Raw genomic sequence first — 26,164 nt, forward strand, 5'->3', positions numbered from 1 at the left:
CTAGCATGCGTCGTCCAAGAGATTTGTTGCAGCGCAGCATTTTTTCTGGACCAGCCGACTGGCACAGAAAAATCAGCCTGCCGGGCGCTCTGCCAAAAGCTTTTCGATCTCGGGCATCAGGTCGTTCTGCACGCTTTCGGGCGTGAAAGGGCCGACATGCTTGTAGCGGATCCTGCCTTCCGGCCCGACGAGAAAGGTTTCCGGAACGCCGTAGACACCCCAGTCGATGGCCGCGCGGCCATTCTGGTCCACGCCGATTGCATCATAGGGATTGCCGAGATCGCCGAGAAAGCGGCGGGCGTTTTCCGGCTTGTCCTTGTAGTTCAAACCGGCAATGACGAAACGCCCGTCTCTGGCCAGCTCCATCAACAGCGGATGCTCCTGCCGGCAGGGCAGGCACCAGGAGCCCCAGACATTCACCAGCGTGATCTTGCCTGCAAAGGCGTTAGAGGAAAGTCCCGGCAGGGACATGCCCTCAAGCGGCGGCAGGTCCGTCTGCGGCGCATCGCGCCCGATCAGCGCCGAAGGCACGAGCGAGGTGTCCCGCCCGGAAAAAAGCTGCATGAGGAAAACGGCGGCCAGCGCCAGGAAGACCAGAAGCGGCAGCAGAAACAGCAACCTCCGCGAACGGTTGGACTTTTCGCCGGTAACGCTCATTTCTTCTCTGCCTTGCGCTCGGAACGGCGGCGAACGCCGCGCTCTTCGAGTTCCTTGAGTTCGCGCTTGCGGCCTGCCTGATCGATCAGGATCCAGAGGCAGAGCCCCGCAATCACCAGTGCCGAAATACCATAAGCGGCGAACACATAACCTGCGTGGGTCATCGCGCTGCCCTTTCTGCCGCGCGCGCCGAAAGCCTGCGCATGGCGATCACACGCCGACGCCAGATCTCCGCACGCATGGCCATCAGGTGAAGCGTGAGAAGCACGAGCGTGAAACCAAGCGCGCAGACGAGCAGCGGCCAAAGAAGCGATGTGTGGATGGTGGGACCATCGAGACGGAACACGGATGCCGGCTGATGCAGCGTGTTCCACCAGTCCACCGAGAACTTGATGATCGGGATGTTGACGAAACCGACAAGCGTGAGGATCGCGGCGGCCCGCGCCGAACGGCCGGGATCGTCCATCGCCCGCGTCAGGGCGATGATGCCGAGATACATCAGGAACAGGATGAAAACGGAGGTCAGCCGCGCGTCCCAGACCCACCACGTGCCCCACATGGGCTTGCCCCAGACGGAGCCGGTGAACAGCGCCAGCGCGGTGAAGGCCGCGCCGATGGGAGCGGCGGACTTGAGCGCCACATCCGCGAGCGGATGCTTCCACACAAGCGTGCCAAGCGCGGACGCCGCCATGAGCGAGTAGCAGAACATGGCGAGCCAGGCGAACGGCACATGGATGTACATGATCCGCACCGTGATGCCCTGCTGATAATCCTCGGGCGCGGTGAAGGCCATGTAGAAGCCTGCCGCAAGCACCGCCAGCGCCGTGCCGCCAAGCCAGGGCACGAGCGTGTCTGCCAGCGCGAGAAAGCGCGTGGGATTGGCGAGCGCCGTCAGGCGACCGGAGAGCGTGGAGGCTTGCGGGGTGGCGTTTGTCATGCCTGAACCCATAGCGTCGAGTGTCCTGTTCCGCAATCGAATCGATTGCCGCACATCAATCGCCGCCCCACCGCAGTGCGAGCGAGGCGGCCAGCGGCCCGATCACCGCAAAAAACAGCATCAGCGCGGCAAGAATGAGGAAGGGCGGCAAAAACGGGTCCGGATCGGCAACCGCGCCGCGCGCCGCCGCCACGCCGAAGATCAGAACCGGGATGGTGAGCGGCAGAACCAGAACCGAGACCAGAAGCCCGCCCCGTGGCAGCGCCACGGCAAGGGCCGCGCCCACCGCGCCGATGAAGGTGATGGCGGGCGTGCCGACGGCCAGCGTCGCGGTCGCAGCCAGAATGCCCACCGGTTCGACATTCATGAAGAGGCCGAGCAGCGGCGTCACCACCACCAGCGGCAGGACGTTCACCGTCCAGTGCGCGAGGCACTTCACGAACACGGTCAGCGCCGTCATGTGGCGGTTGTCGGCGAGAAGCATGAGATCAAGCGAGCCGTCTTCGCGATCAGCCTGGAACAGGCGCTCAAGCCCGAGCAGGCCCGCAAGCAGCGCGCCGATCCAAAGGATGGCCGGGCCGATCCGCGCCAGAAGGTTGAGGTCCGGTCCCACGCCGAAGGGGATGACGGCCACCACGGCGAGGAAGAACAGGACACCGGTGAGCGCCCCGTTTCCGGTGCGCACGCCGATCTGCAGCTCGCGGCGGAAAAGCGCTAGCATGACTGGAAAAGCTCCTGACCGGGTGTGGGGCCGAGAGCGCCTGACAGCCGCGCGGCGTCAAACGTCCTCATGCCTGAACCTGCCCCATGCGCAATTCGCGCGCGCCGGTCAAGCCGAGCGGCAGATGGGTGGCGGCCACGATCAGCCCGCCATCTTCCAGATGCACGCCCATCAGTTCGGCAAATTGGGCTTCAGACGCCTTGTCGAGGCCGGAAGTGGGTTCATCCAGAAGCCAGACCGGCCGGTAGCTGACGAGAAGCCGGGCAATGGAGGCGCGCCGGCGCTGGCCGGTGGAGAGATAGCCGAAGGGCAGATGGCCGATATCACCGAGGCCGACCATTTCCAGCGCTTCGAAGGGCGAAAGATGCGGATGCCCCAGAAAATCCTGCCAGAAGCGCAGATTCTCTTCGACGCCAAGTTCCGCCTTCATGGCATTGCGGTGGCCGAGATAGTGGCAGGCCGCACCGGCATCGGGAAATTCGTCGCCACCGCCGGAAAACGACACCACGCCCTCCGCCATGGGCAAAAGGCCGCAGAGCACCCGGAGCAATGTCGACTTTCCCGCGCCGTTCGGCCCGGTCACCGTCAGCGCCTCGCCGGCTTCGAGCACGAAGGATATGCCGGAGAACACGGTTTCACCGCCCCGCTCGCCACTCACGTTTTCGGCGGCGAGCCGCATCATGTCTTCATCCTTCGGCAAGGGTGTATTCCTGATTTTTTCACGACGCGGCAGATTTGCCGTTTCCCACTCTAGAACTCTTCTACAAAATTCTCTATATCCGCCTCAACCACGCCAGCGGTCGGCGTGTAACTCTTTGTGCCGATACCCCGCGCGCGCGCCGCCTTGAACGGCCGGGACGCTTGGGGGCGGACAGCGGAAATGACCGTACCCGCACCTTTTGCGCGTGATGCCTCGAGGAGTCCGTTCCCGTTTCGGATAGCAGAACAGGATAGGATCGCCCGTGACCAAATCACTTGACAGTTTCAATTGCCGCCGCACCCTCCAGGTTGGGGATGCAGAGTATGTTTATTTCGACCTCAAAGAGGCCGAAAAGAACGGGCTTGAAGGCATTTCCCGCCTGCCCTTCTCGATGAAGGTGCTGCTCGAGAATCTGCTGCGCAACGAGGACGGACGCTCGGTCACCAAGTCCGACATCGAAGCGGTCGCAGCATGGCTCGACGACCGCGGCACGGCCGGCCACGAGATCGCCTACCGCCCGGCCCGCGTGCTGATGCAGGACTTCACCGGCGTTCCCGCCGTGGTCGATCTGGCAGCCATGCGCGACGCCATGGTGTCGCTCGGCGGCGACCCGCAGAAGATCAACCCGCTGGTGCCCGTCGATCTGGTCATCGACCACTCGGTCATCGTCGACGAGTTCGGTACGCCGAAGGCATTCGACCGCAACGTGGAACTCGAGTATGCGCGCAATGGCGAGCGTTACCGCTTCCTCAAATGGGGTCAGAACGCGTTCAAGAACTTCCGCGTCGTTCCGCCCGGCACCGGCATCTGCCACCAGGTGAACCTCGAATATCTCGGCCAGACCGTCTGGACGAAGGAAGAGGACGGCAAGACGATTGCCTATCCGGACACCTGCGTGGGCACCGATTCGCACACCACGATGATCAACGGCCTGGGCGTCCTCGGCTGGGGCGTGGGCGGCATCGAGGCAGAGGCGGCCATGCTCGGCCAGCCGGTCTCCATGCTCCTGCCGGAAGTCATCGGCTTTAAGCTGACCGGCAAGCTGAAAGAAGGCGTGACGGCAACCGACCTGGTGCTGACCGTCGTGCAGATGCTCCGCAAGAAGGGCGTTGTCGGCAAGTTCGTCGAGTTCTTCGGCGAAGGCCTCGACCACCTCACGCTGGCGGACGCCGCAACCATCGGCAATATGGGCCCGGAATACGGCGCGACCTGCGGCTTCTTCCCGGTTGATTCGGAAACGCTGAACTACCTCAACGTCTCCGGCCGCTCCAAGGAGCGTATCGCGCTCGTGGAAGCATACTCCAAGGCGCAGGGCATGTTCCGCGAGACGGGCACCGAGCATCCGGTGTTCACCGACACGCTCGAGCTCGACCTCGGCGAAGTCGTGCCGTCCATGGCCGGCCCGAAGCGTCCGGAAGGCCGCATTCCGCTCGAGAACATCGCATCCGGCTTCGCCGAATCGCTCGAGAAGGAATACAAGAAGGACCCGTCCACGCTGGAACAGCGCTGGCAGGTTGAAGGCGAGGATTACGACCTCGGCCATGGTGACGTGGCGATTGCCGCCATCACCTCCTGTACCAACACCTCGAACCCGAGCGTGCTGATCGGCGCCGGCCTTCTGGCCCGCAACGCCAACCGCCTGGGCCTCAAGCAGAAGCCCTGGGTGAAGACGTCACTCGCTCCCGGCTCGCAGGTGGTTGCCGAGTATCTGGAGAATGCCGGCCTGCAGAAGGAGCTCGACCAGATCGGCTTCAACCTCGTCGGCTTCGGCTGCACGACCTGCATCGGCAACTCCGGCCCGCTTCCGGCCCCGGTCTCCAAGACCATCAACGACAAGGGCCTGATCGCTGCCGGCGTTCTCTCCGGCAACCGCAACTTCGAAGGCCGTATTTCGCCCGACGTGCAGGCCAACTACCTGGCTTCGCCGCCGCTGGTCGTCGCCTATGCGCTCGCCGGCTCGGTGACCAAGGACCTGACGAAGGAGCCGATCGGTCAGGACAAGGACGGCAATGACGTCTTCCTGAAGGACATCTGGCCCTCCAACCAGGAGATCCAGGAGTTCATCCAGAAGAACGTTACCCGCGACCTGTTCGAGAAGAAGTACGCAGAGGTCTTCAAGGGCGACGAGAACTGGCAGGCCGTGCAGGTGCCGGAAGGCGAGACCTACGCATGGGACGACACGTCGACCTATGTTCAGAACCCGCCCTACTTCGCCGGCATGACCAAGTCGACCGGCAAGGTGACGGACATCGAGGGTGCGCGCATTCTCGGCCTGTTCGGCGACAAGATCACCACCGACCACATCTCCCCGGCCGGTTCCATCAAGGCACAGTCGCCCGCCGGCAAATACCTGATGGACAATGGCGTGGGCGTTGTCGACTTCAACCAGTACGGCACGCGTCGCGGCAACCATGAAGTCATGATGCGCGGCACCTTCGCCAACATCCGCATCCGCAACCACATGCTGGGCGAGAACGGCACCGAGGGCGGCTACACGATCCACTATCCTTCCAAGGAAGAGATGTCGATCTATGACGCAGCCATGGAATACCGCAAGGAAGGTGTTCCGCTGGTGGTGTTCGCCGGTGGCGAATACGGCAATGGCTCCTCGCGCGACTGGGCTGCCAAGGGCACCAACCTGCTCGGCGTCCGCGCCGTGATCGCAGAGAGCTACGAGCGCATCCACCGCTCCAACCTGGTGGGCATGGGCGTCATCCCGTTCGTCTTCGCTGAAGAGACGAGCTGGGAGAAGCTTGGCCTGAAGGGCGACGAGACGGTGAGCATCGAGGGTCTTGAGACGCTCAAGCCCCGCGCCAAGGTCAACGCCAAGGTCACCTTTGCCGATGGTTCGGTGAAAGAGGTTCCGCTGCTCTGCCGCATCGATACGCTCGACGAGCTAGAGTACTTCAAGAATGGCGGCATCCTGCAGTACGTGCTGCGCGACCTGGCTGCATAATCCAGGTCTGCCACCTGCCTGAGACAGACCGTCGGCGGAAACGCCGGCGGTCTTTTTTGTTTCCGGCTGCATTTCCTCACCGGAACGTGACTTCTTGTTGAGCCCGCCCGCCACCTATAGTGCCTGAAAACAGGATCGGGTTCAGTTTCCGAACGGAGTACAGATGACTTGGCTCACCACGCGCCGCCAGCTGCTGGCGGCGGTTGCAGGCTTCTACGCCCTTACCGGCATTGCCGGCGCCCAGGAGATGGCGCGCCCGGTCGGTGTGGTCGAGCTGTTCACCAGTCAGGGCTGCAGCTCCTGCCCGCCAGCGGATGCGCTGCTCAGCGAACTGGCGGAAAGGGATGACGTCATCTCCCTCGCCTATCACGTCGATTACTGGGACTATCTGGGCTGGCGCGATGCGCTTGGCAGCGCCGCGAACACTGCGCGGCAGAAGAACTACGCGCGCGCTCTCCAGAAAGCCTCCGTCTACACGCCACAGATGATCGTGAATGGCCGCACCGACATGAACGGTGCGGACAGGAGCAGGGTCACCGCATCGCTCGACAGCATGGCCGGCACGCCGGACGGGCTGCAGGTGGATCTGTCGCTTCAAGACAGGGGCGACACCATTCTCGTCGAAGTCGGCGCATTTCGCGGCGACGCGGGCAACGAGCTGCTCGACGCGCATCTGGTCTTTGTCGACTTTGCGCCACGCGCGACGGTGGAGATCCGCGCCGGAGAGAACCGGGGCCGCACCATCGAATATCGCAACGCGGTGAACCAGATCCAGACAATCGGCATGTGGGACGGAACGGCCAAGAGCTTCGAAATGCCCAAGAGCGAGCTGGTGAAGAAAGGCAATGGCTGCGCGCTGCTTCTCCAGCGCGTCGACAGGGAAGGAAGGCCGGGCGCCATCCTCGGCGCTGTCGCAATCACCCCATGAACCAAAAGCATGGGCACCCCGTGAACCAACCATGGGCACCCCGTGAGCCACACCCCGTAAGTCAAAAAACCCGGTGGTCCCAAAAGAAAAACCGGTGCTGAATCATTCAGCACCGGTTTTGATCTTTTGGGACCGTTGCCCGGCTCGGAGATCCGAGTTGGTTCGATCCGGTCATGACCCCGAGGGCGGGGGGGCTTGGGGTTTTCGGGATCCGTGTCCGGACCGAACCGTCTCAGGCAACGGTCGGATCGTCGCGGCACAATGGGGCGTGAGCTTGGACAAAATGTGTCGAGAAAAAGGCACGTCATCACCAATTCCGACAAACGGTCCCGATTTGTGACTACCGGCTAACGATAGTGGCTTGCAGGTTCACAAAACATGCGTCGGCAAAATGTCGGGGATGGTCTAACCACTCCGAATATAGCACGGCATCAAGAAAGGTTAACAGGCTTTTCCAACCTATCCCGCGCGGCCTGAGCATCGGACCGAGACAGTGGAGACCGGTTTTTCGGATGCCCCGATGCCTCTGGTCAGTCTGGATCGTAAGCCGGGAAGGAATGCAGGGCTTGCATTTCCGGCTATGGCGGGCGAACCTTTCGTGTCACCAAATCGTCATGAGGTTTAGCCAATGAGCGATTACGGCAGCGCCGGGGAGGATAGGGACAGCTCCGGGATACTGATCCCGCTGCATGAAGAGCGCCGTGCGCGCTCCAGCCTTCCCGTAACCTTCGACCGGCGCGAACTGGACCAGATTCTTCGCATCTACGGGCGCATGGTCGCCGCCGGGGAGTGGCGCGATTATGCAATCGACCACCTGAAGGACCGGGCCATCTTCTCCGTTTTCCGGCGCACCAGCGAAGTGCCCCTTTTCCAGATCGTGAAAGACCCCAAGCTCACGCGCAAGCAGGGCGCATACAGTGTGGTTGCGGCCACCGGCGCGATCCTGAAGCGCGGGCACGAACTGACGCGGGTGCTCGCCGTGTTCGACAAGAAGCTCAAGCTGGTCACCTGAGGAAAGCCGGCTGGAGCATCGCTGGTCTGGATCGCCTTTGTGCGTCCGCCCGGACGCATGGCGGTCTGCCCCCCTCGGTCTGCCACCCCTTGGTCAGCCCCCCTTGGGTCAGCCCCCCCTTGGGTCAGCCCCCCCTTGGGTCAGCCCACAGCCTCACCGCGAAACAGCCGCTCGGGGAGCGATTGAGGATCGGGTGGCGTGTTCGTTCCCCCATTCAGCGTGCGCTGCATGAACACCGTGTCGAGCCAGCGGCCATGCTTGAACCCGCTGCCGCGCAGCACCCCTGCATCCTCGAACCCCATGGCCCGGTGCAGCTTGACCGAAGCGCTGGTTTCCGAGCCATCGCCAATGACCGCAACGATCTGGCGGAACCCGCACTGCATGCAGGCCTCGACCAGCGCTTCGAGCAGAGTGCGGCCGATACCGCGCCCCTGCGCCTGCGGGTCGAGATAGACGGAATCCTCCACCATGAAGCGATAGGCGCGGCGCGGGCGAAACGGCCCCGCATAGGCATAGCCAAGCAGAACGCCCTCCTCCTCCGCCACCAGATAGGGATAGCCGCTGCCGAGGAGCGCGCTCATGCGCTCACGCATCTCGGCCTCGCCCGGCGGATCAAGCTCGTAGCTGGCCGTGCCTTTGTTCACGGCATGGGCGTAGATGCGGGTGATGGCGGGCGCGTCATCGAGACTGGCGGGGCGGATGGTGAGCGGCATGGAGCAAAAACGCCTTTTGGGAAACCGGATCAAAGAAAAGGGCGGCCCGAGAGCCGCCCTTTCGTATCGTCGTTCAAAGTCCTGCGCCCGCTACTCGCGATTGCCGAGGAACTGCAGCATGAACATGAACAGGTTGATGAAGTCGAGGTAGAGACGCAGGGCGCCCATGATTGCCTTGCGGCCGGACACGGTGGCGTCGTCGCCCTCGTAGTACATCTCCTTGATCTGCTGGGTGTCGTAAGCCGTGAGGCCGGCGAACACCAGCACACCGATCACCGAGATGGCGAACTGCAGCGCGGACGAGCCGAGGAAGATGTTCACGATCGAGGCAATGATGATGCCGATCAGACCCATGAACAGGAACGAGCCCATGCCCGAGAGGTCACGCTTGGTCGTGTAACCCCAGAGCGACAGCGCGCCGAACGATGCGGCGGTGATGAAGAAGGTGCGGACGATGCTCTCACCCGTGTAGACGAGGAAGATCGTCGACAGGGAAAGACCCACGAGGCCCGAATAGACCCAGAATGTCGTCTGCGCAGCCGCGACACTCATGTTCTGAATGCGGAAGCTGAGAAAGAACACCAGCGCGAGCGGTGCGAGGATGACAACCCAGCGGAAGGCGCTGGCGTAGATGAGCTGGCCGAATGCGGTCAGCTGGCCATCCGCGATGGCGAGATTGAATGCACCAAAGGCTGCAAGACCGGTGATGGCCAGGCCAAGCGCCATAAGGTTGTAGACGCGAATCATGTAGGCGCGCAGGCCCTCGTCGATGGCCGCGTCCGCGCGTACGCCGGGCGTTGCGCGGGCCTGATAGTTACGAAGGTCAGCCATAATTATCCCTTTCTGGCTTTAATCCCGTCGGGTGACGGCCATACGACCGTGCGCCGCTGGCGGGATACCAGCATGCGTAATGCAAATATGATGTCAGTTTAAGCTGACGACAAGACCTGAAACGCCCAGAAATGCAGATGCGGCAACACTTCGCGGGCAAAAAAAGCGCTTCCCCGGCGGCACGGTTAACGCTTTTTCATGCCTGAGGCTGCCGGAAGCGGCCCAAAGGCCGCCCCGCTGTTTCAGAGTCTCTCGCTTTAGAGATTGCGCAGAACCGGAGCCGCCTTGTGCCCGAGCACCCGCCAGGTGCCGACCAGGCCGAAGCCGACGGTCAGGACGAGCGCCACCGCAATGGTGGTCAAAGCCACCTCCGGCAGGAAGCTCGATGGCAGGCCCATGACCTGCGCAACAACGAACCATGCCGCGACACCGCCGGCAAGCAGCGCGAACACCGCTGTCGCCAGACCGATCAGCAGATATTCGAGCGAGAAGGCCGCGATCAGCGTGCGCCGTGTCGCACCCAGCGTCTTCAGCACCACCGCGTCATGCACACGCGCCCGGTTTCCGGCCGCCAGCGCGCCCGAAAGCACCAGAACCGAGGTGATCAGCGCCACAGCGGCGGCGGCGCGAATGGCGGTCGCCAGTTGCTCGACCAGCCGGTTCACCACATCAAGCGCATCCTTGACCCGCACCGTGGTCACGGTCGGGAAGCTGCGCGTGACAGCGTTGAGGATCTGTGATTCGTCAGCCTGCGTTGCCTCGGCATCCGTCAGCGTGGCGAGCCATGCATGCGGCGCACCGGCAAACGTGTTGGGCGAGAACACCATCACGAAATTGATGGCGAGCGATTCCCACTCGACCGCGCGGAAATTGGCGATCCGCGCCGTGACATCGCGACCCAGCACGTTGACGGTGATCGTATCGCCGATCTTGAGCCCGAGCTCGCCGCCCTCCTCCGCCGTGAAGGAAACCAGCGGCTCGCCTTCATAATCGGCCGGCCACCATTCGCCCTGGGTCAGGGTGGAATTTTCCGGTGCGTTGCGGGCATAGGTGATGCCGCGATCGCCGCGCAGCACCCAGCCGCCCTCCGGCGGGATTTCCATGTCGCGCACATTGACACCGTTGAGCGCCGTGATGCGGCCACGCAGCATGGGCACCTGGATCAGCTTGCCGTCGGGCGCCTGCTCGCTCACCAGATCAGCGAAGGCTTCCACTTCACCACTCTGGATGTCGACAAAGAAGAAGTTCGGCGCGACCTCCGGCAGATTACCGGTAATTTGCCGACGCAGATTGCCGTCGATCAGCGCCAGCGTGGCGAGCAGCGTCAGGCCAAGCCCCAGCGAGAGAACGACCGAGGGCGTGAGCGCGCCGGGGCGATGGATATTGCCAAGCGCCAGACGCAAGGGGGTGGACGCAACACGCGGACTGCGGCGCGCCAGCCACTCGATGCCGAGCGCCACCACGCGCAGCACGATGAAGGCAAACACCGTCGCACCGACGAACACCGCCGCCATGCGCCGGTCGTCGGAGAACCAGATGGCGAAACCGGCGAGCGAGGCAGCGATGGCCATGGACAGGAGGATGTAGACGGGGCGCGGCCAGCCACGACCATCGACACCCATTTCGCGGAACAGCGCCGTGGCAGGCACATCGCGCGCACGACCAAGCGGCATCAGCGCGAAGACCAGCGTGATCATGACGCCGAACAGCGCCGCCACGGCCAGTGCTGCCGGATAGAACCCGCCCGTGGCCGGCACCGGCAACACGCTGGAAAGCACGGCCGATGCGCCGAACGGCATCAGCGCGCCGATCACCAGACCGGCAAGAATGCCGATCCCGGCGATCATCAGGATCTGCACCAGATAAACGGTGAAGACGAACGCGCCCGATGCGCCGAGGCTCTTGAAGGTGGCGATGACGGCGCGCTTGCTGTCGAGATAGGCGCGCACGGCATTGGCCACGCCAACACCACCGACCACCAGCGCCGTCAGGCCCACAAGGGTGAGGAACTGCGAGAACCGCTCAATGTTGCGGGAAAGCGAGGGCGCGGCATTGCTGCGCGTGCGGATGCTCCAGCCGGCCTCGGGGAACTCTGCGCCGGCCTGCGCCTGCGCGGCCTCCAGCGCACCGGCATCGGTGTCGCCGACAAGCCGCACCTTGTAGACATGCTCGACCAGACTGCCCGGCTGGATGAGGCCCGTCGCTTCCAGCGCATCAAGCGAGATCATCAGCCGTGGCGCGAAACCGAAACCGTCCGAGACAGCATCGGGCTCGGTGGTCAAAACGGCCCGCAGCTCGATCGGCTGGCCGCCGAGCATAATGCGGTCGCCGGGCGCAATGCCGAGACGTTCAAACAGCAATGCCGGAGCGGCAGCGCCGAATGCACCATCCACCGCGGCAAAGAGATCGTCATGCGAAAGCTGCGGCTCGGTCACGCGCTCGCCATAGAGCGGGTAGAGGCCGTCCACCGCCTTGACCTCGACCAGCGTTTGATCGGAACCGTCGGGCAGACGGGCCATGGAGCGCATGTTTGCGCTTTCGGAAACATCGCCGAGACCGGTGAGGAACGCGCGCTCATCTTCACCCGCACGGCGCTGGTTCAGCTCGAAGCGCAGATCGGCAGCGAGCAGAGACTGCCCCTCCGTCTCCACCGCCCCGGTGATCGCGCGGGCGACCGAATTGACGCCGCCAATCGCGCCGACACCCAGCGCGATACAGGCAAGGAAGATGAAGAAGCCGGACAGGCCGCCGCGCATTTCACGGAGGGAAAAACGGAAGGCAAGGCGCAGGGTTCGGCCAAAACTCATGTCGCCGGCCCTCATGCCATTGCAGCCTTTTCGGCCTCGGCTGCAGGCTCGATGCGGCCCGAGCGCATCGCCACCTGACGTTCGCAGCGGGCGGCAAGGGCCGGGTCATGCGTGACGAGCACCAGCGATGTGCCGCGTTCGCTCGCCTTGGCAAACAGCATGTCGGCAATCTGCCGGCCCGTCGCCTGGTCAAGGTTACCGGTGGGTTCGTCGGCAATGAGGATGGCAGGCCCGGGAGCCAGCGCACGCGCAATCGCCACGCGCTGCTGCTCGCCGCCGGAGAGCTCGCCGGGATAATGCGTAAGGCGCTGCGAGAGACCGACAGCGGCCAGCTCTTCCTCCGCTGCGCCGAACGGGTCGGGATGGCCCGCCAGTTCCAGCGGCACGGCCACATTCTCCAGCGCCGTCATGTTGGGGATGAGGTGGAAGGACTGGAAGACGATGCCGATGGAGCGGCCGCGAAAGGCGGCGATGGCGTCTTCACTGAGCCCGTTGATCTGCGTTCCGCCGACACGCACCGTGCCGCCGTCAATGCGCTCCAGCCCGGCGATGACCATCAGAAGCGTTGATTTTCCGGAGCCGGACGGGCCGACGATGGCGGTCGAGCGGCCACGCTCCACCGACAGGCTGACCCCTTTGAGAACATGGACCGAGGAAGCGCCCTCACCCAGCGTCAGCGACACATTCTCAAGTTCGATCACGGCTTCTGTCACGGAAAAGATATCCTATATTGGGAAAAATGGCGCTGGGATCGTACAATTGCACGGTTCCGGCAAATATGGGTTATCCCGCATGGCATTCAAATTTTTTCGATCTTTCGGCCAGTTCACAAAAATTTCATCGGCCGCAGCGGCGGTGACGCTCGCGCTTGTCACGGCTCCCGCAGCGCTTGCAAACCAGGTCGAAATCGTCGGTTTCGGCGACAGCCTCATGGCCGGCTACAACCTCGCGCCGGGGGAATCCTTTCCCGAACAGCTCGAGGATGCGCTGAAGGCGGAAGGCTATGCGGTGAAGGTGGCCAATGCCGGCGTTTCCGGCGACACGAGCAGCGGCGGGCTTTCGCGGCTCGAATGGTCCATCCCCGAGAGCACCGACATCGTGATCCTGGAACTCGGCGCAAACGACATGCTGCGCGGCATCCCGCCGGCTTCAACGGAAGAGAACCTCGACCGGATGATCGCCAAGCTGGATGAGCGCGGCCAGCGGGTTGTTCTGGCGGGCATGCTCGCCGCCCCCAATCTGGGCGAGGACTACGCGTCCGCCTTCAACCCGATCTTCAAACGGCTGGCGGAGAAGCATGACGTAACGCTTATCCCCTTCTTTCTCGATGGCGTGGCGGCGGAACAGTCGCTGCTTCTGGAAGACGGAATGCACCCGAACCCACAAGGGGTTAAGCGCATGGTCGAACGCATGCTGCCAACCATCCGCGGCGTGATCGAAGCGCATCAGGGAGACGACGCCTAAAAAGCGCGGCAAAAACCGCTTGCCGAGACTGGCGATCAGTGATTCGCTGATGGCGACAGTTCGATTCGAGGAGGTTGCCATGCCGCGACTTTTCACCGCCCTCGAGATCCCGCGTGACGCGGCTTTGTCGTTGTCACTCCTGCGCGGGGGTCTTCCAGGAGCTCGCTGGATCGACGTCGAAAACTATCACCTGACATTGCGTTTCTTCGGCGATGTGGAAGGCCATACGGCCGACGAGATCGCCAATGCGCTTGATCGGGTTCGGCGTCCCTCTTTCACCATGAAGCTCTCCGGCGTCGGCGCCTTCGGACAGAAGAAGCCGCACTCCATCTGGGCCGGCGTTTCCGCCTCGCCGGATCTCTACGCCCTGCAGGGCGAGATAGAGAGCATCTGCCGGCGGCTGCGACTGCCGCCCGATCCCCGCAAATTCACGCCGCATGTGACGCTCGCCCGCCTCAAGAACGCCAATCCGCATGAGGTGGCGCACTATCTTTCGGCGCGCGGCAATTTCGCTTCGGTGCCGTTCACCGTGGGGCGTTTCGTGCTGATGTCGTCACGCGCTTCCGTCGGCGGCGGCCCCTATGTGATCGAAGAGGCCTGGCCGCTGGTCGGCGCGGACTATGACCGTCAGTCGAGCCTGGACAACAGCGCTTCCGAGGCTTCGCGGATCGTCTGGTAGACGGACGCGAAACCGTCATCGCCCCCGTAATAGGGGTCGGGGATGTCGATCATGCGCCCGCCCGCATAATCGAGAAAGAGATGAACGCGGTCCGCCGCTCCGGCAGGCGCGCGCTCGCGCAGGGTGCGGACATTGCTGCGGTCCATGCCGAGCAGCAGGTCGAAGCGGTCGAAATCCTCCGCCACCACCTGACGCGCCCGCTGACCGGTGATGTCGACGCCGAAATCACGGGCAATCGCCACCGAGCGCGGATCGGGCGCATTGCCCGCATGCCAGGCGCCGGTGCCGGCCGAATCGATGAGAAACGCATCCTCCCTGCCCTTTTCCGCAACGACGCTGCGAAACACGCCCTCGGCAAGCGGCGAACGGCAGATATTGCCGAGACAGACAAAGAGGATCGATGTGCGGGGCTTTGCGTTCATGCTCATGGCGCTATCATCCGGGAGTGACATTCCACACAGGCGATACCATGGAGAGACGCGATGACAAGACCAAAGCTCGATCCGACGGCACTGGAAGAGGCCCTTGAAAAGCTCGAAGGCTGGGAACTGGCCGAGGATGGCGCGTCAATTCAGAAGCGGTTCGTCTTTGCGGATTTCTCCGAGGCCTTCGCCTTCATGACCCGCGCGGCGCTGGCGGCGGAGAAGCTCAATCACCATCCCGACTGGTCGAACGTGTACAAAACCGTGGACGTGGTGCTCTCCACCCATGACGCCGACGGGCTGACCGAGCTGGACCTGAAGCTTGCCGCCGCCATGAACCGTTTTGCCCGGACTTGAGGCGTTTTAGGGCGGCTCAAAACGGGCAAACATTGAATTTCGCCACGCATCTCCCACATTTCGGCAATCAGGAGACGCTATGGACGACGTGAAAATCGGTGAAATTCTCGAACCGGTCGAGCCGCGCGAAAACCGCAGGCGCGAAGAGCGTGTGCGCGCGAAATTCTGGCGCACGATGAAGAAGGCCGCCCGCCAGGTGCCCTTCATGGAAGAGATTGTCGCCGGCTATTACTGCGCGCTCGATCAGGACACGCCACCCCGCGTGCGCGGCATCCTGCTGGCGGCGCTCGCCTATTTCGTGTTGCCGCTGGACGTGGTGCCGGATTTCCTGCTCGGCTTCGGTTTCACCGATGACGTGGCGGTTCTCGCCGCTGCGCTCAACGCCGTGCGCCGTCATATTACGCCGGCTCACACTTATGCCGCGCGGAAGGCACTCTCCGAGACCGGGTTCGACGCATAACCAGTCAAAATCTTGCCTCTTTCATTCGTTTCAACCGATAACGAAGGGGTGTTCGGCAGTTGTCGCACCAATTGTGTGATGACGGATCGGGGTTTAGCGCATGCAGAATTCGTCAATTCGCTTCACGCTTTGGTAACCCAGATTAAGTAAAAATGAAGTGATCTAGAGAGAGGCTACCCGGCCTCGAAACACTGGCAAAAAAGACGGTCAAGACGATGCGCGTACTGATTTCGACACTGATGCTCATTTGCGGAATGGCGGCAGCGAGCCCTGCACTGGCCCAGGCTACGGCGGTGGGGCAGCATCGCGATTGGGGCGTTTACAGCTACCAGTCCGGCAACGGCAAGGTGTGTTACGCCATGAGCGTGCCGAAAGCGAAGCAGCCGGCCAGCCTGGACCATGGCGACATTTTCTTCTTTGTGAGCCAGAAGCCCGGCCAGAACGTTGCCTCCGAGCCCCAGTTCATTGCCGCCTACAATTTCCAGACGGGCTCCAAGGTAATTGTCACCGTCGGCAACAAGAGCTTCACCATGTTCACCAAGGGCCAGTCGGCCTGGCTCGAGAATGCAGCGGAAGAGCCGCAGCTCATCGCGGCCATGAAGGGCGGCGCCGACATGAAGGTCGCAGCCAAGTCCGGTCGCGGCAACGACACCAGCTACACCTTCTCGCTGAGCGGTGTGACGGCTGCGATCAACGCCACGCAGAACTGCAAATAGCATCCTGCAAAACGAGGCTGCCGACCGCCAGAGGTGACGGCAGCCTTCAGGCGTGCTATGAGCGCGGCAAATGAAGGGCAGCCCCGTCATTCGGAGAGCGCTGCCCGCAACCGTTTCAAGAACGCCATGGCACTGACACTCGATCTATCGACGCCCGAGGGGCGCGCTGAGCTGCGCCCCGCCGCAACCGCCGAAAAGCAGCCGCTGATCGGCCTTTCGCGCGAACAACTCGCTGAAGCGCTTCTCCCGCTCGGCGTGCCGGAAAGGCAGGCGCGCATGCGCGTGCGCCAGCTCTGGCACTGGCTTTATGTGCGCGGCGTGTCGGACTTCTCGCAGATGTTCAACATCTCGAAGGACCTGCGCACCAAGCTCGACGAGCATTTCACCATTGCGCGCCCGGAGATCATCGAAGAGCAGATCTCGCAGGACGGCACCCGCAAGTGGCTGATGCGCTTTCCGCCGCGCGGCGCAGGGCGCCCGGTGGATGTGGAAACGGTCTACATTCCCGAAGAAGGCCGCGGCACGCTGTGCGTTTCCAGCCAGGTGGGCTGCACCCTGACCTGTTCCTTCTGCCACACCGGCACCCAGAAGCTGGTGCGCAACCTGACGCCGGGCGAAATTCTCGACCAGCTTCTGGTGGCGCGCGACAGGCTCGGCGATTTCCCCGAAGCCGATACGCCCGATGGCGCGATCGTGCCGGCCGAAGGCCGCAAGGTCACCAACATCGTCATGATGGGCATGGGCGAGCCGCTCTACAATTTCGAGAATGTGAAACAGGCCCTGCTGATCGCCTCCGATGGCGAAGGCCTGTCGCTCTCCAAGCGCCGCATTACGCTTTCCACCTCGGGCGTGGTTCCCGAGATTTACCGCACCGGCGAAGAGATCGGCGTGATGCTCGCAATCTCGCTGCATGCGATCCGCGACGAGCTGCGCAACGAGCTGGTGCCGATCAACAAGAAGTATCCGCTCAAGGAGCTGCTCGACGCCTGCCGCGCCTATCCCGGCCTGTCGAACGCACGCCGCATCACCTTCGAATATGTGATGCTGAAGGGCGTCAACGATTCGCTCGATGATGCGCGCGAGCTCGTGCGGCTGTTGAAGGGCATTCCTGCCAAGATCAACCTGATCCCCTTCAACCCATGGCCGGGCAGCGATTACGAATGTTCCGACTGGGAGCAGATCGAGGAGTTCGCGGATCTGGTCAACAAGGCCGGCTACGCCTCTCCCATTCGCACCCCGCGCGGTCGTGACATCCTCGCGGCCTGCGGCCAGCTCAAATCCGCTTCCGAGCGCATGAAGAAAGCCGACCGGCTGAAGCTTGAAGCGATGATGATCGCCGGCCACGGCGAGTAGGACCAAACACCTTCAAACAAAAACGCCGGCGCGCGATCTGCGAGCCGGCGTTTTTGTTTGTCTGGTTTCCCCGATCAGCGGGCCTGCGCGGTCAGGATCTTCAGCGCAAAGGCCGAGAAGACGCCGGCAAAGAGATAATCGACCACGCGGGTGACGCGCGGGCTCTTTTTCAGGAACTTCGAAAAACTGTCTGCCGCAATCACCATCGGCGCAACGATGGGGAGCGCAAGCGGGATGAACAGCAGCCCCAGAAAGAACAGCTTGCCCGGCGCATCCGGATCACTGGCCGAAACGAACTGCGGCAGGAAGGTCATGAAGAACAGGATGATCTTCGGGTTCAGGAGATTGATGCCGAGCCCCGTGGCCCAGTTCTTCAGGAGCGAACGGCCCGAACCGCCCTTGTTGTCCGGCGTGAAGGCCGAGCCCTTGCGGATTGCCTGAACGGCAAGCCAGATCAGATAGCCAGCGCCAAACACCTTGAGCGCAAGGAACGCCTCCGGCGAGGCGACGATCAGCGCCGAGAGCCCCAGCGCCACGAGCGCCGTATGGATCATGATGCCGGTCATGGCGCCGAACATGCAGGCAAAGCCCGCTGCACGGCCCTGGCTGAGCGCACGACCGACAAAAAGGGTCATGTCCGGCCCCGGCGTGATGGAGATCACAAAGGTGGCCAGCGCGAACTGAACAATGGTGGCGAAATCCGGGATGAAGGTCATGGGAAGCTTCCGGCACGGGTTGAAGTGCCGGAAGCTAACGCATCGGCCCGAAAATCGGAACCGATTTTCGGAAAGCATGATGCGCAGATTCAACAGGGTAGAGCGTCAGATGGTCTGGGTGACCTTGTTGAGCTTGTCGGGCGTGTCGGGGTTGAGGCCACGCTCGCGCGCAACGCGCTCGATCAGGCGGTAGTAGCCAACCAGCGAAACCAGCGGGTCGATATGACCGTGGCCGGTGGTCGGCGTCTTGATGGTGCGCCCACCCACATCGCGCGAGGAGAAGCTCGCAATCTGCGCGCCGAAGCCACGCAGTTTCTCAAGCGACTGCTCGCTGGAGGCCAGCGCCTCGTCCTCGGGCACGAAGGCGAGGATCGGGAAGCCCTTGTCGACCAGCTGCATCGGCCCGTGCATGAGCTCTGCCAGCGAGAACGCTTCGGCGTGAAGCTGCGCGGTTTCCTTTGCCTTGAGTGCCGCTTCCAGTGCGATGGCGAAGCCCGGACCACGGCCAGCCGTGTAGACAGAGCCGGCATCGGCGAGAAGCGGCAGGGCCGGTTCCCAGTTCACGTCGCAGGCAGCAGCCAGCGCCTCGGGCAGCCGGTCGAGCGCCCCCTTGAGCGCGACGCTGCCGGACGCGACCTGCGCAACACCGGCAAGCGCTGCAGCAGAAGCGATGAAGCTCTTGGTGGCCGCGACGCTGCGCTCCGGTCCGGCATGGATCGGCAGAACGATGTCGGCGGCGTTTGCGAGCGGGCTGTCGGCAACATTGACCACGGCCAGCGTGACTGCGCCACCCTTCTTGGCCGACGCCTGCGCCGCCACGATATCGGGGCTGCCGCCGGACTGGGAAATGGTGATGTGAAGCGCGCGGTCGAGCTTCAGCGATGCATCATAGACCGAGGCAACCGAAGGACCGATGGACGCCACGGGAATGCCCGTGTGGATCTCGAACAGATATTTGAAGAAGCTCGCCGCATGGTCCGAAGACCCGCGCGCGGACATGCTGACCAACGCGGGCGAGCGCTCGGCGATGACCCTGCCAAGCTCGGCAAAGGCCTGCGCCTCATTGGCAAAGAGCCGGCCAACAGCCTCGGAAGCTTCGGCGGTTTCCTGAAACATCAGGGAAGGTGTCTCGGTCATTTCAGTCTTTCCATATGAATCATGCCTGTGGGGCGGTGCGGAGTGGGGTCGGAACGGGACGGGCCGTTCAGCCCGGTTCGTCGAGTGCGCGGTGAAGGTCGTCGCCATGACGCGCCAGCGCCACAGCGGCTTCCTCGGGCGACAGGCCGCGCACCACCAGCACAGCCGGCTTTACGTGGAAGGCGGTCTTCTCCAGCGCGGCGCGGGCCGATGCCTCATCGCACTCCGCGACCTGCATCAGCATTTCGACGGCGCGCTGCACCAGCTTCTTGTTGGTCGGCTTCATATCGACCATGCGGCCACGGTAGACCTTGCCGAGGCGCATCATGACAGCGGTGGAGAAGAGGTTCATCGCAATCTTCTGGCTCGTGCCTGCGGCCATGCGCGTGGACCCGGCAAGGACTTCGCCACCGGTCTCGAGAAGCACGTCGCACTCGGCGTTTTCGAGAAGCGGGCTGCCGGGATTGTTGGCAATGCCGATGGTTAGCGCGCCACGCTCCCGCGCCGCCTCGATGGCCGCGCATGTGTACGGCGTGCTGCCACTGGCAGCCAGGCCGACCACCACGTCACGCGGGCCACAGTCGACACCGGCGATCTCGGCGCGGGCCGCATCCTCGTCGTCTTCCGCGCTTTCGCGCGCCTCGGCCACACTGATGCTGCCGCCGGCCAGAAGGAAAATGCAGCGCTCCTCCGGCCAGCCGAATGTCGGATAAAGCTCGACGGCATCCAGCATGCCCACACGGCCCGATGTACCCGCACCGACATAGATAAGCCGGCTATCAGGATCGACCAGGCGGCTGGCCGTTGCTTCAATGGCTGTTTCAAGCGCCGGCAGGGCGGCCCTGACCGCCTCCATTGCGGCCTGCTGACCGTCCAGCATGGCGGTGAGCATGTCGGCTGTCGCGAAGCGTTCAATATCGCGATAGGCCTGGCTGGCGGTTTCCGTCGGTTTTGTCATGGCGAGCTCATCGGTTTCCGGTTTGCATGGCCCATGATAGACCAATCTAATACCAAATAGCTTATACAGGCTTTTTCTCTGGAATCCATTCCCTCTCTGCAAATCTCTTCGCAAATTCGGAAATTCGCCCCCAAACCCTGCAATCATTATGCTTCAGAAATAAGACAGTGTGGCCAGACGCAATGCCGGACTTGCAAATCGGTATGGCCGGCTTCATAATTGGGCTTATATTGTTAAGACCAATTTTTCAATCGACAGGGAAACGCCAGACCCATGACCGACACCCGGCAGGACCAGGGAGAACCCATTGGCGCGTTTCTCGCACGCGACATGCAGGCCAGCGAAGCGGATGCGACCCCGCTTTACATCCGGCTCGCCAATGCAATTCGCCGCCTGATCGATGCGGGGACGCTGGAAGCCGGAACGGCCCTGCCCTCGGAGCGTATTCTGGCCGAGGCGACAGCGCTGTCACGCGTGACCGTGCGGCGGGGGATTGAGCTGCTGGTGCGCGAAGGCGTTCTGGAACAGCGCCGGGGGTCGGGCACCTATGTGCTGGAGCCGGCAGAGCGTTTCGAGCAGCCGCTGGCGGCGATCACCAGCTTCACCGAAGACATGCTCTCCTATGGCCGCAAGCCGGAAACACGCTGGCTGGCGCGCGAATACGCCAATCCGTCTGCCCAGGAAGCGATGGTGCTTGGCCTGTCGCCGGGCGACCGCGTGGTGCGGCTGCACCGGCTGCGGCTGGCCGATGCCCTGCCGCTCGCGGTGGAACTGGCCATCGTGCCAGCCGACCTTCTGCCCGATCTCTCAGCGCTCGGCACATCACTCTATGAAGCGCTGGCGCAGGCGGGCGCACGGCCGCACAAGGCCCTGCAACGCATGCATGCCTGCGCGCTGCCGGAGTTCGATGCGCGCCTGCTGGAGGCCGACGCCGGAGAGCCCGCGCTTTTTCTGGAGCGCATATCCCGCACGGCGGAGGGGCGCGTGGTCGAGTTCACGCGCTCCTATTTCAAGGGCGACAGGTTCGATTTCGTTGCCGAACTCAACCTGCAGCAGGAAACAGGCAGATAAAGCAATCCCAGGACAAGCGGGAACCGGTTTTCCGTCCGGAATTGCCAAAGACAATGATGCTTCAGACCTTACAGGCGCTTCAAAGCGACTCGAGAAAGCGGACCAGATTGTCCCGGTCCTGCTTCGCCATTTCGACCACCCGGTCGCGCGCGGCCTGCGCCTCCCCACCATGCCAGAGCACGGCTTCAAGCAGGGTGCGGGCGCGCCCGTCATGCAGGAAGGCCGCTTCCTCATTCACCGTGCCGGTGAGCCCGATGCCCCAGAGCGGCGGGGTGCGCCATTCATAGCCATCGGCAAGCCCTTCGGTCCGGTGATCGGCGAGGTCTTCACCCATGTCGTGCAAAAGCATGTCGGTATAGGGCCAGATCAGCTGGAACCTGAGCGCCGGATCGTCCACATCGCGACGCGTCACATATTTCGCACGATGGCAGGAGGCGCAGCCGCTTTCGTAAAACACCTTCTTGCCGGCGAGCACCTGCGGGTCGTCGATATCGCGACGGGCCGGAACGGCGAGATGGCTGGAATAGAAGGTGACGAGATCCAGCAGATCCTCGGGCACCTCTTCCGCGCCCAGCCGCTCCTGCGCACCGTGCGGCAGAGCCCGGCAGGCAGTCTGGGCTTCAGTGCAATCGCCCCAATGGTCGGGCGCGAGCGGCGATGAGAGCCCCATGTCGCCGGAGAAAGCGCCTGCGCTCTGCTCGGCAATGGTCGGCGCAATCGCCTTCCAGCCGAAACGACCGAGACGCCACTCTCCCTGTGCATCGCGCACGCGGGCGGGCCGCCCGGAAATGCCATCGCCATCCTCGTCGTCCGGGTCCGCCCAGGCGAGGATATCAGCTTCGTGAACACTCTCCAGAAGTCCAAGGCCGATCATCGGCGGCGCAACGCGCGCCGACAGCATGAGATCATCACGGAACGGGCCGAAACCGGGCTCGGTGATGCCGAGCACCGGCCGGCGCAGGGTGACGGTCTCGCCGCCCGCGAGCGCCACGGGCACATCCTCATAGGTGATCTGCACGCGGCCTTCGGGGTTGAGGCCGGCCACGGCGTGATCCTGAAGCTGCAGCCCGTACACGGGATCGGGCGCGGCATGCAGCCGCCCGTCGGCAATCGCCTCCTGCTGCTCCTTACTCGGTGGCACCGAAACGCGCACAAGCAGCGACACGGCGGAATCTTCAACCCGCGCCGGCGCATGGCCGCGCCCGTCCTTGATGTGGCACGACTGGCAGGCCCGCGCATTGAACAGCGGCCCCAGCCCGTCAGAGGCCTGCGTGGAAGCGGGCGACGACACCCAGTCCTTGCGGAACAGGCCGTTGCCCAAAAGGAAGCGCTCCAGCGCCTCGAATTCCAGATTGGCCGACGAATGGGAGAACGCATCGGCATTGATGCGCTTGGTGGAGGTCGCCGCGCCCGCGGCCATGCGCTCGAAGCGCTCCGCCTTTTCAAACTGCCCGGCGGGCTTCGTGACCTTTTCAACACGGGCGCGATCCTTCTCCGTCAGGTCGTCGCGCGTGTCGGGCAGCGAACCTCCCGCATGGGCGGTCATGACAAGGGCTGAAAGAAAGACGACAAGTGTCGTGCTGCGGGCAATCATGTTCATGGCGGAACTTGTTGGCTGTGTCGCCGGGCCGGCATGGCGGCCCGGCGGCAATTGGCTCTTACTCGAAAACGGCTTCCGGATTGTCGAGACTGTCGGAACCCTCAAGCTCGATCCCGGACAGGTCGAGCGCGACGATGACGCGTTCCAGCGAACGGGTCTGATCGACGAGACCGTCAATCGCCGCCTGAACGACCGCGTTGCCCTCTTCATTGCCCTGACCGATCATCTGGTCATAGGCCTCGCCGCCTTCAGCGCGCGCCTTCATCACGGCCATCGCTTCAAGCGTGGTGTCGAGCTTCGCCTTCACTTCATCGGCGAGGGCGGCATCTTTTTCCGACACCAGATCGGCGAGACCTGGCCCCTCGACCGTGGAACCGTCGACACGCTCATAGGCGCCGAAATAGACATTCCGGATGCCAACGACATCGTAGTAATGGCTGTTATGCGTGTTGTCGGAGAAGCAGTCATGCTCCTCTTCCGGGTCGTTCAGGAGCAGGCCGAGCTTCATGCGCTCGCCCGCCAGTTCGCCATAGGAGAGCGAGCCCAGACCGGTCAGCATCGCCGTCAGGCCCGCCTGCGGGTCCGCCATCACTTCGGCACGGGCTTCCCCTTCGGTTTCCCAGTTGGCGACCATCTCTTCGAGATCCGTGATCAGAAGATCGGCAGCAGCCTGAAGATACTGCGCGCGGCGCTCGCAATTGCCGCCGGTGCAGTTTTCCGTGTCGAAATCCGTGTAAGCACGTGTTCCCGCACCGGCGTCGGTGCCGTTCAGGTCCTGCCCCCAGAGAAGAAACTCGATGGCGTGGTAACCGGTGGCGACGTTGGCCTCGATGCCGCCAACCTCGTGCAGCGACGCGATCACCTCGGTGGTGATTTCGGTAACGTCGATATCCGTACCGCCAGCGCTTACCTTGTCATTGGCGATCACATTGACCGTGTAGAACTCGTTGGCGTCCGACTCCGTGCCATAGCTTGCATCGACATAGTCGATGAGGCCCTCGTCCAGAGGCCAGGCATTCACCTTGCCTTCCCACTCATCCACGATGGCGTTGCCAAAACGGAAGGCCTCGGTCTGCTGGTAGGGAACGCGTGAAGCGAGCCATGCCTCGCGGGCGGCAGCCATGGTCTCTTCCGACGGTGTTTCGACAAGCGCATTGATCGCCGTGCGCAGCTCTTTCGCCGTCTCGAGACTGTCCTGATAGGTCGCGAGAGCGATATCCGCGTAGGTCTCGACCACTTCCTGCGGTTCAGCGGCAATGGCCGGCGCTGCCATGACCGCCATGATTGCAGAGCCGAGCAGTAAACGACGTTTCATGAAGACTTCCCCTCTTCCAAACCTGAAAACAGGCGCTGCCATTGCCATCGACAACGGACGCGCACGGCCTCGTGGCCGCCACTCAATAATGTGGACTTAAATTATCAGGTTTAGAAAGGCAAGCCCGACGGGCGCATTGCGCGCCCGCTATTCCATGGCTTTCACCGCGATAACGGCATTGGTGCCGCCGAAAGCAAAACCATTGCTGAGGGCGACGCGCACATCGCGCCTGCGCGCTTCATTGGGCGTGACGTCCAGATCGCATTCCGGGTCGGCTTCGCGATAGCCCGCCGTCGGCGGGACGATACCCTCCCGGATCGCCATGACGCAGGCGATGAGTTCCAGCGCGCCCGATGCGCCAAGGCAGTGAGCATGCATCGACTTGGTGGACGACACGGAAAGCTTCGAGGCATGTGCGCCGAACACGCGCTTGATCGCTTCGGTCTCAATGCGGTCATTGGCCTTGGTGCCCGTGCCATGCGCGTTGATGTAATCGACATCGGAGGGGGCGAGACCGGCCTCGTTCAGACAGGCCTGAAGCGCGGCGGAAGGCCCCTCGACCGTGGGGGCCACGATATCGGACGCATCGGCCGACATGCCGCCACCGGCCAGCTCGGCCAGAATGGTCGCGCCACGCGCCTGCGCATGTTCGAGCGTCTCGAGCACGACCATGCCCGCGCCTTCGCCCAACACCAGACCATTGCGGTCGGCAGAGAACGGGCGGCAGGTTTCCGAAGCCAGAACGCGCAGCGCTTCCCAGCCCTTCAGAATGCCGTAGATCAGCGGCGCATCGGAGCCACCGGCAAGCATGACATCGGCACGACCGAGACGAAGCTGGTCTGCCGCCGACAGGATCGCGTGGTTGGAGGACGCGCACGCAGAGGTCGCGCCGAACACCGGGCCGCGCAGCCCGAGCGTCATGCTGACCTGTCCGGCAGCTGCACCGGGCATCACGCGCGGAACCGTGAAGATGCCCGTTCGCGGCTTCCCTTCCAGAAGGATCGCGCGATAGCTTTCCTCGATGGCTTCCCAGCCGCAGACACCGGTGCCGACCACCGCGCCAACGCGGTGCGTATTGGCATCGTCCACGGCAAAGCCCGACTGGCTCATGGCCTCCTGCGCCGCAATGGATGCGAGCAGGCTGAAGCGGTCCATGGTGACGAGCCGCTTGCGGTCCAGACCGTGCTCCGGCAGCTGCTTGATCTCGGCGCCAATGCGAACTTTCAGTTCATGCAGCGGCGCCGTGGTGATGGGACCAATCGCCTGACGGCCCGCGCGCATGCCCGACCAGATGGCCGGGGCATCCGTTCCAAGCGCGCAGATGCCACCAATGCCCGTTATGACGATGCGTGGAGCTGTCATCTAGTTCTTGGAGTCCACCAGTTCGCGCACGGCGGCAACGATATCCCTGACGGTCTCCATGCTCTCCCAGGCCTCGGCGGTGTTCATCTCCACTTCGATGTTGAACTCGTCTTCGACATCGAAAATGATCTCGGTGAGTTCGAGGGAGTGAATGCCAAGGTCGGCGAGCGGCGTATCGAGCGTTATCGTCTCGACCTCGTCCTGCGCATGGGTCTTGATCTTCTCAAGGATCGTCTTGCCGATCTCATCCGTGCTCAAACTGGTCTCAGCATTCATGAAGCGTCTCCTTGGA

At 63.2% G+C, this 26,164-nt stretch carries 27 protein-coding genes; 10 read left to right on the plus strand and 17 right to left on the minus strand.

The window, feature by feature from the left end; genetic code table 11:
- Positions 1–72: 72 nt before the first annotated feature.
- The 5 genes from JYP46_RS10295 to ccmA form a co-directional block, all read right to left on the minus strand.
- The gene (locus tag JYP46_RS10295; RefSeq protein ID WP_113153538.1) at positions 73–657 is read right to left on the minus strand and encodes a DsbE family thiol:disulfide interchange protein; all 585 of its coding nucleotides are present in this window, start codon (positions 655–657) and stop codon (positions 73–75) included.
- On the minus strand, positions 654–821 hold the full coding sequence (gene ccmD, locus JYP46_RS10300) for a heme exporter protein CcmD (protein ID WP_113153539.1): 168 nt from the start codon (positions 819–821) through the stop codon (positions 654–656). The genes JYP46_RS10295 and ccmD overlap by 4 nt, the downstream gene beginning before the upstream one ends.
- The gene (locus JYP46_RS10305; protein WP_113153540.1) at positions 818–1,606 is read right to left on the minus strand and encodes a heme ABC transporter permease; all 789 of its coding nucleotides are present in this window, start codon (positions 1,604–1,606) and stop codon (positions 818–820) included. The genes ccmD and JYP46_RS10305 overlap by 4 nt, the downstream gene beginning before the upstream one ends.
- 43 nt (positions 1,607–1,649) lie before the next feature.
- Positions 1,650–2,315, minus strand: a complete 666-nt coding sequence (gene ccmB, locus JYP46_RS10310; protein ID WP_113153541.1) for a heme exporter protein CcmB — start codon at positions 2,313–2,315, stop codon at positions 1,650–1,652.
- A 67-nt stretch (positions 2,316–2,382) separates the two neighbouring features.
- Positions 2,383–2,997 (minus strand): heme ABC exporter ATP-binding protein CcmA, encoded by a 615-nt coding sequence (gene ccmA, locus JYP46_RS10315; protein WP_477507542.1) that lies wholly within the window; start codon positions 2,995–2,997, stop codon positions 2,383–2,385.
- 280 nt (positions 2,998–3,277) lie between these two features.
- Between ccmA and acnA the strand changes: the two genes are divergently transcribed.
- From acnA to JYP46_RS10330, 3 genes are all read left to right on the plus strand, one after another.
- Complete coding sequence (acnA, locus tag JYP46_RS10320; protein WP_206545629.1) at positions 3,278–5,971, plus strand: aconitate hydratase AcnA; 2,694 nt, start codon at positions 3,278–3,280, stop codon at positions 5,969–5,971.
- Positions 5,972–6,134: 163 nt separating this feature from the next.
- Positions 6,135–6,899, plus strand: a complete 765-nt coding sequence (locus tag JYP46_RS10325) for a DUF1223 domain-containing protein (RefSeq protein ID WP_206548041.1) — start codon at positions 6,135–6,137, stop codon at positions 6,897–6,899.
- A gap of 628 nt (positions 6,900–7,527) precedes the next feature.
- The gene (locus JYP46_RS10330) at positions 7,528–7,911 is read left to right on the plus strand and encodes a DUF2794 domain-containing protein (RefSeq protein WP_113153544.1); all 384 of its coding nucleotides are present in this window, start codon (positions 7,528–7,530) and stop codon (positions 7,909–7,911) included.
- A 140-nt stretch (positions 7,912–8,051) separates the two neighbouring features.
- On the opposite strand, the gene JYP46_RS10335 is transcribed toward JYP46_RS10330, so the two are convergent.
- The 4 genes from JYP46_RS10335 to JYP46_RS10350 form a co-directional block, all read right to left on the minus strand.
- Positions 8,052–8,624: a GNAT family N-acetyltransferase gene (locus JYP46_RS10335; RefSeq protein WP_206548042.1), complete on the minus strand. Its 573-nt coding sequence runs from the start codon at positions 8,622–8,624 to the stop codon at positions 8,052–8,054.
- 90 nt (positions 8,625–8,714) lie between these two features.
- A complete protein-coding gene (locus tag JYP46_RS10340) occupies positions 8,715–9,455 on the minus strand; it encodes a Bax inhibitor-1/YccA family protein (RefSeq protein ID WP_113153546.1) in 741 nt (246 codons plus the stop codon).
- A gap of 257 nt (positions 9,456–9,712) precedes the next feature.
- The gene (locus JYP46_RS10345) at positions 9,713–12,262 is read right to left on the minus strand and encodes an ABC transporter permease (RefSeq protein WP_206548043.1); all 2,550 of its coding nucleotides are present in this window, start codon (positions 12,260–12,262) and stop codon (positions 9,713–9,715) included.
- Positions 12,263–12,273: 11 nt separating this feature from the next.
- Positions 12,274–12,975, minus strand: a complete 702-nt coding sequence (locus JYP46_RS10350; RefSeq protein WP_113153547.1) for an ABC transporter ATP-binding protein — start codon at positions 12,973–12,975, stop codon at positions 12,274–12,276.
- A 79-nt stretch (positions 12,976–13,054) separates the two neighbouring features.
- Here JYP46_RS10350 and JYP46_RS10355 point away from each other — a divergent pair, with 79 nt between their 5' ends.
- Both JYP46_RS10355 and thpR read left to right on the plus strand, forming a co-directional pair.
- Complete coding sequence (locus JYP46_RS10355) at positions 13,055–13,726, plus strand: arylesterase (RefSeq protein WP_206548044.1); 672 nt, start codon at positions 13,055–13,057, stop codon at positions 13,724–13,726.
- 79 nt (positions 13,727–13,805) lie between these two features.
- A complete protein-coding gene (gene thpR / locus JYP46_RS10360) occupies positions 13,806–14,405 on the plus strand; it encodes an RNA 2',3'-cyclic phosphodiesterase (RefSeq protein WP_113156087.1) in 600 nt (199 codons plus the stop codon).
- Here the strand turns inward: thpR and JYP46_RS10365 are convergent.
- A complete protein-coding gene (locus tag JYP46_RS10365; protein WP_113156088.1) occupies positions 14,354–14,827 on the minus strand; it encodes a low molecular weight protein-tyrosine-phosphatase in 474 nt (157 codons plus the stop codon). The two genes, thpR and JYP46_RS10365, sit on opposite strands and share 52 nt — an antisense overlap.
- A 60-nt stretch (positions 14,828–14,887) precedes the next feature.
- Here JYP46_RS10365 and JYP46_RS10370 point away from each other — a divergent pair, with 60 nt between their 5' ends.
- The 4 genes from JYP46_RS10370 (at position 14,888) to rlmN (ending at position 17,713) form a co-directional block, all read left to right on the plus strand.
- Positions 14,888–15,184: a 4a-hydroxytetrahydrobiopterin dehydratase gene (locus JYP46_RS10370; RefSeq protein WP_113153549.1), complete on the plus strand. Its 297-nt coding sequence runs from the start codon at positions 14,888–14,890 to the stop codon at positions 15,182–15,184.
- A gap of 79 nt (positions 15,185–15,263) precedes the next feature.
- Positions 15,264–15,644, plus strand: a complete 381-nt coding sequence (locus tag JYP46_RS10375; RefSeq protein ID WP_113153550.1) for a YkvA family protein — start codon at positions 15,264–15,266, stop codon at positions 15,642–15,644.
- Positions 15,645–15,859: 215 nt separating this feature from the next.
- Entirely contained in the window at positions 15,860–16,360 is a 501-nt protein-coding gene (locus JYP46_RS10380) for an invasion associated locus B family protein (RefSeq protein ID WP_206548045.1), read from the plus strand.
- 126 nt (positions 16,361–16,486) lie between these two features.
- Positions 16,487–17,713, plus strand: coding sequence for a dual-specificity RNA methyltransferase RlmN (gene rlmN, locus JYP46_RS10385; protein WP_206545754.1), 1,227 nt, complete (start codon positions 16,487–16,489; stop codon positions 17,711–17,713).
- 74 nt (positions 17,714–17,787) lie between these two features.
- On the opposite strand, the gene JYP46_RS10390 is transcribed toward rlmN, so the two are convergent.
- The 3 genes from JYP46_RS10390 to JYP46_RS10400 all read right to left on the minus strand — a co-directional run bounded on the left by JYP46_RS10390 (position 17,788) and on the right by JYP46_RS10400 (position 20,524).
- The gene (locus JYP46_RS10390) at positions 17,788–18,429 is read right to left on the minus strand and encodes a LysE family translocator (RefSeq protein ID WP_206548046.1); all 642 of its coding nucleotides are present in this window, start codon (positions 18,427–18,429) and stop codon (positions 17,788–17,790) included.
- Positions 18,430–18,534: 105 nt separating this feature from the next.
- Positions 18,535–19,566 carry an SIS domain-containing protein gene (locus tag JYP46_RS10395; RefSeq protein ID WP_206548047.1) on the minus strand — a complete coding sequence of 344 codons (1,032 nt, stop codon included), beginning with the start codon at positions 19,564–19,566 and terminating at the stop codon, positions 18,535–18,537.
- A 67-nt stretch (positions 19,567–19,633) separates the two neighbouring features.
- A complete protein-coding gene (locus JYP46_RS10400; protein ID WP_206548048.1) occupies positions 19,634–20,524 on the minus strand; it encodes an N-acetylmuramic acid 6-phosphate etherase in 891 nt (296 codons plus the stop codon).
- 273 nt (positions 20,525–20,797) lie between these two features.
- On the opposite strand from JYP46_RS10400, the gene JYP46_RS10405 reads away from it, so the two are divergent.
- Positions 20,798–21,595: a GntR family transcriptional regulator gene (locus tag JYP46_RS10405; RefSeq protein ID WP_206548049.1), complete on the plus strand. Its 798-nt coding sequence runs from the start codon at positions 20,798–20,800 to the stop codon at positions 21,593–21,595.
- 79 nt (positions 21,596–21,674) lie between these two features.
- Here JYP46_RS10405 and JYP46_RS10410 read toward each other — a convergent pair whose 3' ends face one another.
- The 4 genes from JYP46_RS10410 to JYP46_RS10425 all read right to left on the minus strand — a co-directional run bounded on the left by JYP46_RS10410 (position 21,675) and on the right by JYP46_RS10425 (position 26,148).
- Entirely contained in the window at positions 21,675–23,141 is a 1,467-nt protein-coding gene (locus tag JYP46_RS10410; RefSeq protein ID WP_222474064.1) for a di-heme oxidoreductase family protein, read from the minus strand.
- A gap of 112 nt (positions 23,142–23,253) precedes the next feature.
- A complete protein-coding gene (locus JYP46_RS10415) occupies positions 23,254–24,510 on the minus strand; it encodes an imelysin family protein (protein ID WP_206548050.1) in 1,257 nt (418 codons plus the stop codon).
- 147 nt (positions 24,511–24,657) lie between these two features.
- Positions 24,658–25,872, minus strand: coding sequence for a beta-ketoacyl-[acyl-carrier-protein] synthase family protein (locus tag JYP46_RS10420; RefSeq protein ID WP_206545620.1), 1,215 nt, complete (start codon positions 25,870–25,872; stop codon positions 24,658–24,660).
- Positions 25,873–26,148 carry an acyl carrier protein gene (locus JYP46_RS10425; RefSeq protein ID WP_113153557.1) on the minus strand — a complete coding sequence of 92 codons (276 nt, stop codon included), beginning with the start codon at positions 26,146–26,148 and terminating at the stop codon, positions 25,873–25,875.
- Positions 26,149–26,164: the final 16 nt, after the last annotated feature.

Source organism: Nitratireductor aquimarinus (assembly GCF_017255295.1).
Lineage (GTDB): Bacteria > Pseudomonadota > Alphaproteobacteria > Rhizobiales > Rhizobiaceae > Nitratireductor > Nitratireductor aquimarinus.